Below are 11,932 nucleotides of genomic sequence, written 5' to 3'. Positions count from 1 at the left end.
TTTTGGTTGCAAAACGATATCCTTTTCTACCCCTAGATTTAAGATTTGTCGTCTGGCTTTATCCATTCGCCATTAGCGCTTGCAAATACAACTTTTGTGTAGTTATCTTTACCTCTAAGAACAATCTTATACGAATTATCTTTAGATATATATGCTTTGTAAATACGTAAGTTCTCAAAATCTCTTGCAGCAGCGTCTTGAATTGTCATTGGTAATTCTACAATTTCAATTTCCGTATACTCCTGTAGTTCATATTCATAATCCATAAACTCCCATCCATCATTCTCAGCCAATTCATCTTGAGCTATCACTCCTTGTGCTGATATAATACTAACTACTATAGCGATGATCATTTGTAAATTTTTCATTTGATTATAATTGTAAACACTTGTTTTACGATTATATGTAGAGGAATAATTGTTCCAAAAAATAATCAGACAAAAAAATATATAAAATTAACTGATTATCAGATGTTTAGGTATTTTTATGTAGATCTAGAATCTGTGGAAATCTGTAGATTCCACACAAAAGTGTAGAAATTATACACACTTTTGTGTGAAGGGATAATTACAATAGAGGTTTTTTTCGATTAGATTTTTTAAATGCTTGTCTTTTTTTGCTTTCCAAACGTTTTCTAACAGAAGACTTAGAGGGCCTAGAAGCTTTTCTTGGTTTAGGTATATACAAACTTGCTTTTATGATCTCTAAAAACCTACTAATTACAAGTTCTTTATTTCTGTGTTGACTTCTCGTATCTCCACATTGCAAAATTAATTCATCTGATTTAGTGATTCGTGATTTTAACTTGTTAGTAATTCGTAACTTTTCTTCATCGGTAAGCCCTTTAGAATCATTTATATTAAAACTAAGCTCTACTTTAGAAGAAACCTTATTAACATGCTGGCCACCAGCACCATAACTTCTAATGCCTTTGAACTTTAATTCATTTAATACAACTGAAATATTCACGAAAAAAGTTTTACTTGATGTGCAGACTTTAATAGATCATTTACTGTTTTTACAGGATTAAATGTAGTTAAAGGTACTTCTACAAAAACACTAATCCAATTCGCCATCGCACCGTTCCATAATCCTGGTAATTCTAATGCTTTTAATACTTGTCCATTAAGAGATTTCGTTGTTATAAAACCTGCATCCGGATCTACAAAATCAAGTAAATTAAACTTATTTCCTTTGTAATCACGCACACCACAAACCAAATCTACAGGGTTGAAGTGAGTTGCACTTTTTAAAATATCTCGCTGTCTATTATCTTTTATATTTATTTGCGGGGTTTCGATAATCTGTAAAACTAATCTCCCATTCTCTCTTTTTATCCAAAAAGGTCCTCCACCAGGTTCTCCTTCATTAATTACCATACCACATACTCTAATTGGTCTGTTTAATGATTCTTTTAGAAATTGAAGTTTATATTTCTCGGAAAATTTATCAAAATCCAAAGGCAACCTCACATTAAGTTGCTGCACCAAAAACTTCTTGATGTCCTTTAATTCAGCTTCTGACGGAACATTTTTATCAATTGCATTTAATATCCTAAAAACCTCATCCTGAATTTCAATTAATTTACCTGCCAGCACCTTTTTATATCCTGAGACCTCATCCTGATATTTACGAACTACAACATTGTCTATATTTTTAATATATACGATATCCGCATCCAGATCATTTAGATTTTCGATCAATGCTCCGTGACCTCCTGGTCTAAATAGTATAGAACCATCTTCCGTTCTAAACGGCTCATTGTTTTTATCTACTGCAATAGTATCCGTTTCTGATTTTTGAAAAGAATATGTAATTATAAAATTAGTATCTGTTTTTTCTTCTACTTTTTTCTTTATCCTTTCGAATTCATCCTTAAATGCATCGAGATGCTCCTTAGAAATTGTAAAATGTAATTTAGAATCTCCTTTGACATTTTTGTTATATCCTGCAGCCTCGAACAAATGTTCTTCAAACGAAGTAGATATACTATTTGTGTATTTATGAAAAGGCAATAATCCTTTTGGGTATACTCCAAAATTCAGTCCTTTTTCTTTTAGCATCATTTCGATAAAAATATAGAGCTGTCTTCCTTCTGATAAAGATTCAAAATTAGGATAAGAACTCCTTATTTTTTGCATTACTATGTCATAAAAAGGAAATTTTTCTAAACCTATTAAAAATAGTCGTATTGCATTTGCCTTTTCGTGATTTGTATATGAGTTCAAACTTTCTTTTTCGTACTCATAGTTATCCAAAAATTTAAATAATTCTTTAAACATTCTAGTAGCAGCACCAGAAGCTGGTACAAATTTTATTGTATCCAGATTAGAGGATCTAGACTCATACAACTTAGTCAGTTCGGACTGGTAGTGCTCAGAAAATCTTAAAATCCCATTATCAAGACTAGCAGCACTTCTTAATGCCACAAAAGGAATTTCATTTTTAAATGTCTCGATCTGCGATAGTACTTTTTCTACAGTCAAGCCTTTGGATGTAATCAGTTTGATATCTTTATCTGTAATATTCACGTTACTTCTCTATTAATTGATCAATAGTTTTTATTGCTTTTTTAAAACGAGATTCAGCATCTCCTTTTAATATAATGTACTTACAATTGTTTTGCTCCAGAGATTCTTTAAAACGCAAAAACATTTCTTCTCTCTGATATGGTTTATCTCTTAGATCATCAGGAATCCAAGGTGTGTCAATATAAGTTAAAAGATACAAATCATAACTGTTTTCTGATGAAAATTTACGTATCATTTCAGGGACCGATCCATTATAATATGCCTCGGAATACACTTTGATCTCAAGAAGATTCGTATCGCAAAATAATATTTTGTTTGATTCTTTTATGATTTCATTTTCTAACTGCATTTGTCCTACCGCGATCGGAATCAAATCCTCATAAGTACATACTTCTTTATCAGTATCCCATTTTTTCTGAAGGTACTCTCTCATATATTCTGGCACCCAAGAAGTATTGTAATGTTTAGCTAATTGTTTAGATAGAGTAGTTTTACCGGTTGATTCCGGGCCAAACAATACTATCTTTAAGCAGTTACTAGTGTTTTGTCTAAGCTTTTCTTCCATGCTAAATACCCTTGAATTGCCATAATTGTAAAAATCAAATATTGAAAACTGGTAAATGTAAACCCTTTATAAAAATATAAGGGAACAGAAATAATATCACCCAGTATCCAAAAAATCCAATTCTCAATTTTTCTTTTAGCCATCAACCACATACCAACAAAAAATATAGCTGTTGTCAATGTATCTACATAAGCTGTCCAATCATTCCATTTATCAAATGTTTTATATACGACGTAAACAAAAATTAATGTCGCAATAAAAATTGTTATTTCTATGATTTTCTCCTTTGAGTTTGTTCTGGAGATAGGAGTAGTATGAGTTTCGTCAATTTTTCTTGTCCAAACGTACCAACCATAAATACTCATTATAAAATAGTAGGCATTGATCATCATATCACCTAATAAGGACCATTTTAAAAGTAAATACACATAAATCGAAGTACTTACTAAACCTGTAGGATATACCCATATTTTATTAAACCAAGCAAAGAAAACACTTGCAATTCCAAATAAAACTGCTGTGATTTCTAAAGAAATATCCAGTGTAGAATATGCTGTATATTGACCAAAGAGAAAATCAAAAATTTGGTTCATAATCACTTCTATTACTTTTTACCATTTTCATATATACTAAAACGTGTTCCATATCTCCAAACGCCTTCTTAATTTCTTCTGTCAAGAAGAGCATCATCTTATCATAATCTCCATATACCTGGGTACTTAATGGATTTTCTAAAACAGTAAATTCTGAAGACCTTAACCTTTTAATAAATCGAATAATATGTTCTTCGAAATCACTTTGTAAAGGGGTAAGTGTTAGTTCTATTGATACTTGCATGTGATAATTAAGATTTACGATTTTAGAAGTACGAAGGTAAGTATTGTCTAATGATTATACATATGGTAAGGCATACACACAGGTAAAACCATCGAACTCTGCAAAAGTTATATCATAATGACTGATTTTACCATTATGATGAACACTTCCGGCCGTAAATGGCATATTTAGATCAAACGGCATAATATGTATGTTTTGCTCAAAACTCAATCCCGCAGTTCCGTATAATTTATATAAAGATTCTTTTGCTCCCCAAATAACTGTTAATACACGTGTTTTTTCTTCCTCTTTATGTTTACTTACAAATTCTTGTTCTGATTCTACAAATTTATGAGCGATCCGATGAATTTTTTCACGCTGTTTTTCAATATCAATACCTACAAGTTTATCACTAACAATTATTCCTGCATATTCATAAGAATGTGTTATTGAAATTTGTTTTCCATCTTTTAGGTGAGGCTTCCCAAAATCGTCATAGTATAGATCATGATCTGTATATCCAAAAATTGCTAACAAATGTCTAATACTCATAAAACCTCGCTTATGCATATCGGATTTCATGTTATCTACTCTATTTTGACAATGATTGGTTAACTCAATCCCTTCAGACAACGCTTCAAAAGATTCTTCTATCTTCCAAATCAATATATTAGTGCTTTGATCAACTGTTATAGTTTTGTAAAGAGGCATGCGAATTATTAAAGTTATTATGTACCTTTGCAAACTGAAAATCAGGAACCATTAGCATGATTTTCGATGGACGAATTTAGAATAATTTAGTGCGAAATACTAAAATTATTGCACTTCATAAACATAAAACAGATACTATGAGTACCAAAACAGTACCTTATGTTCCTTACAAGGTGAAAGACATTTCATTAGCTGCATGGGGAAGAAAAGAAATTGAACTAGCTGAGGCCGAAATGCCAGGTCTTATGTCACTTCGAGAAGAGTATAAAGACGAACAACCTCTAAAAGGTTCTCGTATTGCAGGTTGTCTTCATATGACTATTCAAACTGCGGTGTTAATAGAAACACTACAGGCTCTTGGAGCAGAAGTAACTTGGAGCTCTTGTAATATATTCTCTACTCAGGATCAAGCAGCTGCTGCTATTGCAGATGCTGGTATACCAGTATATGCCTGGAAAGGAATGAATGAAGAGGAATTTGATTGGTGTATCGAACAAACCTTATTCTTTGGAGAAGATCGTAAACCATTAAATATGATTCTTGATGATGGTGGAGATTTAACAAACATGGTTTTAGATCGTTACCCAGAATTAGCTAAAGGTATCAAAGGTTTATCTGAAGAAACTACAACAGGTGTTCATCGTTTATACGAAAGAGTAAAGAATGGAACTTTACCAATGCCTGCTATTAACGTTAATGATTCTGTTACCAAATCTAAATTTGACAATAAGTACGGTTGTAAAGAAAGTGCTGTAGATGCTATTCGTCGTGCAACTGATATTATGTTAGCCGGAAAACGAGTAACTGTTTGTGGATACGGTGATGTTGGTAAAGGAACAGCGGCTTCTTTTAAAGGTGCTGGAAGTATCGTGACTGTAACTGAAATTGATCCTATTTGCGCTTTACAAGCAGCTATGGATGGTTTTGAAGTAAAAAAACTAGAAACCGTTATCGGAAATAGCGACATCGTTATTACTACCACAGGAAATAAAGATATTGTTCAAGGGCATCATTTTGAAGCTTTAAAAGACAAAGCTATTGTATGTAATATCGGACATTTTGATAATGAAATCGATATGGCTTGGTTAAATAAAAATCACGGACATACTAAAGATACTATTAAACCTCAGGTAGATAAATACAATGTAAATGGGAATGATGTTATTATTCTTGCAGAGGGTCGTTTAGTAAACCTGGGATGTGCAACAGGTCACCCAAGTTTTGTAATGAGTAACTCATTTACAAATCAGACTTTAGCACAAATTGAGCTTTGGAAAAATAGCGAAAACTATGATAACGAAGTTTATATGCTACCAAAACATTTGGATGAAAAAGTGGCAAAATTACACTTGGCTAAAATCGGAGTTGAACTTACGGAATTACGTAACGATCAAGCTGAATATATCGGCGTAACTGTAGAAGGTCCTTTCAAACCTGAACATTATAGATATTAAAAATAGAACGTGATGCTTCTGGAATTTTAGACTGCTTCGCTGTTAGAACATAGATGGAACCCTTGCTAGTTTTTAGCAAGGGTTTTTATTTATTTTCTCTTCCTAAAAATATAACTCATCCATACCGGATCATTTTCCTCAGAAACTATAGATTGACGGTCTACAAATTCCCAGTTAGCAGTATTCATATAGTTTAGCAAATCAGAAGTTCCTTCTAGATCCTCTAGTTCCTTGATTGTTATCTGCTTTCCTTCTAATGATTTTTGTTCCTGAACTTTTATTCTTTTTACTCTTCCACTGTTATTAGCTTTCTGTATCACGATAACCTCTAAATAATCATATTTAGGTATATCCTGAGAAGAAACTCCTAGCGTTATAAAAAATAAAAAACAACATAAGGTTTTAATAAATACATACTTCATAGTTTCATTCCATTTTTGGTTCTTGATTAGTAAATTTAGATATTTACTAGCTATGTATACTAAAAGTTTGATGAAATTACTACTCTTTTTTTCCTCGCTTGTCTCTTTTTTTGGTTTCGGACAGAATGCTATAGATAATATAGAAGGTATCCGAAATGAATATAAAAAAATAGAAACACTACTTAACAAACTAGAATTAGAACAAAAAGAAATAACCTATACCTGCGAAGGTGAGAGAATCAACGGGACCCTAATTTTTTATTATAAAGATCACGATTTAAGGCTTATTACCCATTCTTTTGATCAAGGACATTATTCAACCCTAGACAGTTATTATATACATAAAACGAATCTATTCTTTTCCCTTAGAGAGGAAAGCGTACAAAATGACAAACCTGTTTATGATAAAAACACCGAAGCCTTGTTAGCTATTGATGAAGATTGGAGCATTACCGAGTTAAGAACCTACATTAGCAAAGAAAAAGCAATTAAGTGTCTCTCCAAACATTATGACAATAAAGATGTAACTGTTGATATTAAAGAAAAACACACCGATCCATCTGCATATTTTGAAAACAAAGAGATTTTGTGTGATATAGAGAACACTAAAGAAATTTTAAACCGTTATGCTCAGTTGATAAAATTTCAAAAAACTGATGTAGAAAATATTTGCTTATTGCATTAATAAAAAACAAAAAACTCATTTCAAGCTAACTTGAAATGAGTTTTATATATGTAACAAAGGAAAATATCCTTATGCTTCAAAAGGAACTATAGAAACATAAGATTTATTATCTCTCTTTTTAGTAAACTTCACCATACCGTCCACTTTAGCGTGTAGTGTATGATCTTTACCAGCGTACACATTCTCACCTGGTTTGTGTGCTGTACCTCTTTGTCTTACAATGATGTTACCAGCGATGGCAGCTTGTCCACCAAAAATCTTCACACCTAAACGTTTCGATTCTGATTCTCTACCATTCTTAGAACTACCAACTCCTTTTTTATGAGCCATTTTCTTAAGGTTTTATATGTTAAACTTAAAATTAGATGTTGTGCAATTAAGCTTTACCACCATCTAATTCGTCTTGCCATTTCTTTAATTCATCCCACTTACCTTCTGCAGCAAGTTTCGCTTGTGCTGGCCAAGTATCTGTAACGTGATTTCCACGTACATCTGCTATAATTTCAGAAATTTTAGCAGCATCTGTCTTTGCTAAATCAGCAAATGTACTGATCCCTGCTTCTACCAATGTAGATGCAATTTTTGGTCCAATACCTTCAATTTTTTTAAGATCATCTGCTTTGGCTGATTTTTTAGGAGCAGCTTTCTTTGGTGCTTCTGCTTTTTTAGGAGCAGCAGGCTTAGCTTCTACTTTCTTTTCAGCTTTTGGTGCAGCTTTCTTAGTTTCCTTTTTAGGAGCAGCTTTCTTTGCTCCAGAGGCAACTATACTTTCGATTACGATTTCAGTAAGAGATTGACGGTGACCATTTTTAACACGGTATCCTTTACGTCTCTTTTTCTTGAAAACAATAACTTTATCACCTTTTAGGTGTCTTGTGATTTTAGCTCCTACTTGAGCTCCATCTATAGCCGGGGCGCCTAAAGTAACATTATCTCCATCTGCAGTAAGAAGAACTTTGTCAAAAGAAACTTTATCTCCTTCTTCTCCTGCTAAACGATGAACAAAAACTTTTTGGTCTTTCGCAACTTTAAATTGCTGCCCTGCTATCTCTACAATTGCGTACATAGCGTAACGTTTAATTAATTTTTTTATATCTAAAGAACTGCGCCTATTAAAATAAGCGGTTGCAAATATACTCCTAATTAATTAACTGACAAACATTTTACGCCTTTATAGGGTTCGAATTATGCTTTTTTCTAATATTCCAACTGTCTTTAAACAACTGCATAAAAGAAAGAGTTAGCACAAATGTAGTTGCAAAACCCATAATAGCCGCCACAAAAACTACAATTCCTACGCCTACATGGTAGTGAGAACTCCAATTAGCAAGCATTTCTGGGAGAAAATTAGTATTGATATTAGTTACATAAATCGCAAAGAAAACAGTAAAAATAAGTGTTGCATTAAATCCTGTAAATAATCCAGCCATAAAACCCTTTTGATATTCAAAAGCATTCCCTTTTTCGAGCTTATAATCTTTTATAGCTTTATATAATCCAAATGCTACTATGATTCCATTACCCAGACTAAAGATAGGATTGGTTTGCACTCCAATTAATGACAAAATTAAAAAATAAGCAATCAGTCCAATTGCAATCATAACACCATACTTAACAGGGATTGTAGACTTTTTCATAATTTCTCTTATTTGGATTTAACAGAAATTTATGGATTATTAACGATTTTCAGGCTTAAAAAACTGTTAATTTATTATAAACAAAGCACTTAGCCTTTCATTATTTTTTATCAAAATCATGACAACATGAAGTCTCACACACAAACTCAATTGATAAAATTATTACTAATGAAAAATAAATAAGAAGGTATAACAAGCAACTTTTAAACGAAATGTAATCTAAAAAATTGAGAAATAAGCGTTCACAGATCTAAGAGTGGGTTTGTATTTTTTTGCGGTTTGCAATATAAACTCCTAAAATTATAATTCCAGCCGCAATTACCTGATAAAAAGAAAATTCTTCTCCATCCATTAATCCCCACATCAAGGCTACTATTGGAATTGTATATGTAACAGAAGTAGCAAAAACAGGACTACTGATTTGCACCAATTTATTAAACAACACTTTAGCAATTCCTGTTCCTACTACTGCAAGAATTGATATATAAATCAAACTTGTATGCATTGTAGAATTTGTAATTACTTTCTCATCAAAAAAACCTGAGTAATACAATACCAAAAGCGAAGGAATTACCAGCACAATAAAATTTCCATTAGCGATTGCCATGGGTGATATTTGCTGCATGTAGCGTTTTATAATATTCACATTCATCGCATAACAAACAGAAGCACAAAGCACTAATGATGCATACCAATAATTCTGATTAGGATTTACAGAAGCACCTTCGAATATTAACGCTAAACATCCAATTAACCCAACAACAACACCAATTAACTGGTTTCTGCTAAAATGAATTGAAAAGACTAAAGCACCTAGAATCAATGTGACCAAGGGTGTAGTAGAATTAAGAACTGAAGCTATACCACTATCAATTTCTGTTTCTGCAAAGGCAAATAAGAATGCCGGAATAAATGTGCCTAAAAAACCAGAAATAACAATCCATTTCCATTCTTTCTTCTTAATGGTCTTCATACTTCTAAAGCCAATCAGAAACAAAAAAAAGGCTGCAAATAATGTTCTTAAGGCTCCCAATTGCATCGGTGTTAGACCTATCAATGATTTTTTTATTAGGATAAATGAACTACCCCAAACCAATGATAGTACAACCAGGTATATCCATTTTAATTTTGCGTTTTGCATGTGCCGTTTTATAAGCTGCAAAAATCACTAAAATTATGAAAGTAACGATGTAGTATGTGGAAAAATTAACTAACGTTTAGCGTTATTCTTTCCATTGGACAGTCTCCATAAAATGAATAATGTCATTTCGTAAATATTTTGCCGCCGGAAGAATAGAATCATAGTTTGGTTTCACCTTAAAATAAACCGAACCAGATACAAAATGATTAATACTATCTGTTACATAAAACTGACAAGAAGAAGCTGCATTTCCTGTTACTTCGTATATTCTACCATATACCTTTTTCTCTGGATAAACAAAATCTTTTGGCTGTATAGCATCCGCTTTTATAAAATGCTCTTGCGTAAGATTTTGTGCATCTCTTAATAAAGAATCCAGGTTATTATTTATGTCATAATAAGAAATATAGACCGTAGCGTTTAACTTTGGATATTCGATATTATACCAACATTTCTTCCTGTTTTTCGCCTTTTCAAACACTGAAATATTGTTTTTTTCAAAATTATAAGAGCAATCTAATAATGCTTGTTCATATTTTGGTGCAGGATAAGTTAGCCTTAGCATTCCTTTAGGCTTGGGCAATATCTCTCCTCCACAAGAACACAAAGCACACGCCAGAATTACCACTATAAATCTACTAAGTCTACGCTTCATTAATCGTTAATTTTATCCTTTTAATTCGTTTATTGTCCAAGGATTCTATCTTAAAAGTATATGACTCTACCGTAATTATATCTCCTCTTTTTGGAAAGCTGCCGGATATCTCTAACAATAATCCTGCGATAGTTTCTGCATCTCCTTTTTTGTTCTCAAAAACAGAATGATCTTCTAACTTCACTACTTTATAAAAATCCTTTAATGATGTTCTTCCTTCAAAAACATAATTATTATCATCTAGCTTAGAGAATATCAAATCCTCATCATCAAATTCATCACTAATATCACCAACAATTTCTTCAATAATATCCTCTAACGAAATCAAACCACTTGTCCCGCCATACTCATCTACTACAATAGCCAAATGATTTTTTTTATCTTTAAAATCATTAAGTAAATCATCTAACTTCTTATTCTCTGGAACAAAATAAGGCTCTCTTGCCAAAACCACCCAATCAAAGTTTTTATGATTAATATAAGGCAATAAATCCTTTACATAAAGAATCCCTATCACCTTATCAATACTATCCTGATATACCGGAATTCTAGAATATCCATTTTCAATAATTTCTGGAATAATTTCAGCATATTCCATGTCTTGATTTAACGCAAAAATATCAATTCTCGGTTTCATGACCTGTTTGGTATCGGTATTCCCAAAAGACACAATCCCTTCCAGAATTTTTTTCTCTTCGGAAGTTGTATCAGTATCCGAAGTTAACTCTAGCGCTTGTGATAACTGATCTACGCTTATATTTGATTTCTGCTTACCTAACCTATTATGAATACGTATGGTTATGCTTCTCATCGGCAAACTAATAGGAGTAATAATCCAATCCAACACTCTTAGTGGTCGTGCCATAAAGTTAGCAAACTTCACATTGTTTCTACTGGCATATATCTTTGGTAGTATTTCACCAAATAATAATATAAGGAATGCTACAACAATCACCTCTACAACAAACCTCACATCTACCCAACCCCACCAAACAATATTAAGGTCCTTAAAATAAACTTCACCTAAGCTATCAAAAAGTAAAACAATTGCAATATTGATAAAGTTATTTGCTACCAATATTGTTGCTAATAGTTTCTTGGGTCTATTAAGTAATTTTGAAATTATTTTTTGATTGATCGTTGCATCCTCATCTTCCGCTTTTAGATCTGAAGGAGTTAGCGAAAATAATGAAACCTCACTACCGGATATGAGGGCAGAACAAATCAATAGTAATATAAGGACAAGCAAATTAATTGCCTGCATAGAATCAAAAGCAAATAATAAAATAAACAACGGTTCAGGATCAGGGTCCAA

16 protein-coding genes are annotated in these 11,932 nt (G+C 32.3%); 2 read left to right on the top strand and 14 right to left on the bottom strand.

Going from position 1 to position 11,932, the window contains the following annotated elements; genetic code table 11:
* Nucleotides 1-38: 38 nt before the first annotated feature.
* The 7 genes from Q0829_RS25675 to Q0829_RS25645 all read right to left on the bottom strand — a co-directional run bounded on the left by Q0829_RS25675 (nucleotide 39) and on the right by Q0829_RS25645 (nucleotide 4,623).
* Entirely contained in the window at nucleotides 39-368 is a 330-nt protein-coding gene (locus Q0829_RS25675; RefSeq protein WP_298548470.1) for a hypothetical protein, read from the bottom strand.
* A 199-nt stretch (nucleotides 369-567) separates the two neighbouring features.
* Nucleotides 568-969: an alternative ribosome rescue aminoacyl-tRNA hydrolase ArfB gene (gene arfB, locus Q0829_RS25670; protein ID WP_298548468.1), complete on the bottom strand. Its 402-nt coding sequence runs from the start codon at nucleotides 967-969 to the stop codon at nucleotides 568-570.
* A complete protein-coding gene (locus Q0829_RS25665) occupies nucleotides 966-2,531 on the bottom strand; it encodes a DUF4301 family protein (RefSeq protein WP_298548466.1) in 1,566 nt (521 codons plus the stop codon). Before Q0829_RS25665 ends, arfB begins: the two co-directional genes overlap by 4 nt.
* A gap of 1 nt (nucleotide 2,532) precedes the next feature.
* Nucleotides 2,533-3,096, bottom strand: a complete 564-nt coding sequence (locus Q0829_RS25660) for an ATP-binding protein (RefSeq protein WP_298548464.1) — start codon at nucleotides 3,094-3,096, stop codon at nucleotides 2,533-2,535.
* The gene (pnuC, locus tag Q0829_RS25655; RefSeq protein ID WP_298548463.1) at nucleotides 3,057-3,689 is read right to left on the bottom strand and encodes a nicotinamide riboside transporter PnuC; all 633 of its coding nucleotides are present in this window, start codon (nucleotides 3,687-3,689) and stop codon (nucleotides 3,057-3,059) included. The genes Q0829_RS25660 and pnuC overlap by 40 nt, the downstream gene beginning before the upstream one ends.
* Nucleotides 3,673-3,933 (bottom strand): hypothetical protein, encoded by a 261-nt coding sequence (locus Q0829_RS25650; RefSeq protein ID WP_298548462.1) that lies wholly within the window; start codon nucleotides 3,931-3,933, stop codon nucleotides 3,673-3,675. Before Q0829_RS25650 ends, pnuC begins: the two co-directional genes overlap by 17 nt.
* 54 nt (nucleotides 3,934-3,987) lie before the next feature.
* The gene (locus Q0829_RS25645; protein ID WP_298548460.1) at nucleotides 3,988-4,623 is read right to left on the bottom strand and encodes a 4'-phosphopantetheinyl transferase superfamily protein; all 636 of its coding nucleotides are present in this window, start codon (nucleotides 4,621-4,623) and stop codon (nucleotides 3,988-3,990) included.
* Between the two features lie 137 nt (nucleotides 4,624-4,760).
* Here Q0829_RS25645 and ahcY point away from each other — a divergent pair, with 137 nt between their 5' ends.
* Nucleotides 4,761-6,077, top strand: coding sequence for an adenosylhomocysteinase (gene ahcY, locus Q0829_RS25640; protein WP_298548458.1), 1,317 nt, complete (start codon nucleotides 4,761-4,763; stop codon nucleotides 6,075-6,077).
* A gap of 89 nt (nucleotides 6,078-6,166) precedes the next feature.
* Here ahcY and Q0829_RS25635 read toward each other — a convergent pair whose 3' ends face one another.
* On the bottom strand, nucleotides 6,167-6,499 hold the full coding sequence (locus tag Q0829_RS25635; RefSeq protein ID WP_298548456.1) for a hypothetical protein: 333 nt from the start codon (nucleotides 6,497-6,499) through the stop codon (nucleotides 6,167-6,169).
* Between the two features lie 70 nt (nucleotides 6,500-6,569).
* Here Q0829_RS25635 and Q0829_RS25630 point away from each other — a divergent pair, with 70 nt between their 5' ends.
* Nucleotides 6,570-7,184 (top strand): hypothetical protein, encoded by a 615-nt coding sequence (locus Q0829_RS25630; protein WP_298548453.1) that lies wholly within the window; start codon nucleotides 6,570-6,572, stop codon nucleotides 7,182-7,184.
* Between the two features lie 69 nt (nucleotides 7,185-7,253).
* Here the strand turns inward: Q0829_RS25630 and rpmA are convergent, their stop codons facing one another.
* From rpmA to Q0829_RS25600, 6 genes are all read right to left on the bottom strand, one after another.
* Complete coding sequence (gene rpmA / locus Q0829_RS25625; protein ID WP_118459983.1) at nucleotides 7,254-7,514, bottom strand: 50S ribosomal protein L27; 261 nt, start codon at nucleotides 7,512-7,514, stop codon at nucleotides 7,254-7,256.
* A 46-nt stretch (nucleotides 7,515-7,560) separates the two neighbouring features.
* On the bottom strand, nucleotides 7,561-8,250 hold the full coding sequence (gene rplU / locus Q0829_RS25620) for a 50S ribosomal protein L21 (RefSeq protein ID WP_298548450.1): 690 nt from the start codon (nucleotides 8,248-8,250) through the stop codon (nucleotides 7,561-7,563).
* Between the two features lie 97 nt (nucleotides 8,251-8,347).
* Nucleotides 8,348-8,821, bottom strand: a complete 474-nt coding sequence (locus tag Q0829_RS25615; protein WP_298548448.1) for a DUF4199 domain-containing protein — start codon at nucleotides 8,819-8,821, stop codon at nucleotides 8,348-8,350.
* Between the two features lie 250 nt (nucleotides 8,822-9,071).
* Nucleotides 9,072-9,962 (bottom strand): EamA family transporter, encoded by an 891-nt coding sequence (locus Q0829_RS25610; RefSeq protein ID WP_298548446.1) that lies wholly within the window; start codon nucleotides 9,960-9,962, stop codon nucleotides 9,072-9,074.
* A gap of 82 nt (nucleotides 9,963-10,044) precedes the next feature.
* Nucleotides 10,045-10,617 (bottom strand): gliding motility lipoprotein GldD, encoded by a 573-nt coding sequence (gldD, locus tag Q0829_RS25605; protein ID WP_298548443.1) that lies wholly within the window; start codon nucleotides 10,615-10,617, stop codon nucleotides 10,045-10,047.
* Nucleotides 10,607-11,932 (bottom strand): gliding motility-associated protein GldE, encoded by a 1,326-nt coding sequence (locus tag Q0829_RS25600; protein WP_298548440.1) that lies wholly within the window; start codon nucleotides 11,930-11,932, stop codon nucleotides 10,607-10,609. Before Q0829_RS25600 ends, gldD begins: the two co-directional genes overlap by 11 nt.

Source organism: uncultured Aquimarina sp. (assembly GCF_947492405.1).
Classification (GTDB): domain Bacteria; phylum Bacteroidota; class Bacteroidia; order Flavobacteriales; family Flavobacteriaceae; genus Aquimarina.
The sequence above is the reverse complement of the archived record's forward strand: the minus strand, read 5'-3'. Positions and strand labels throughout refer to the sequence as shown.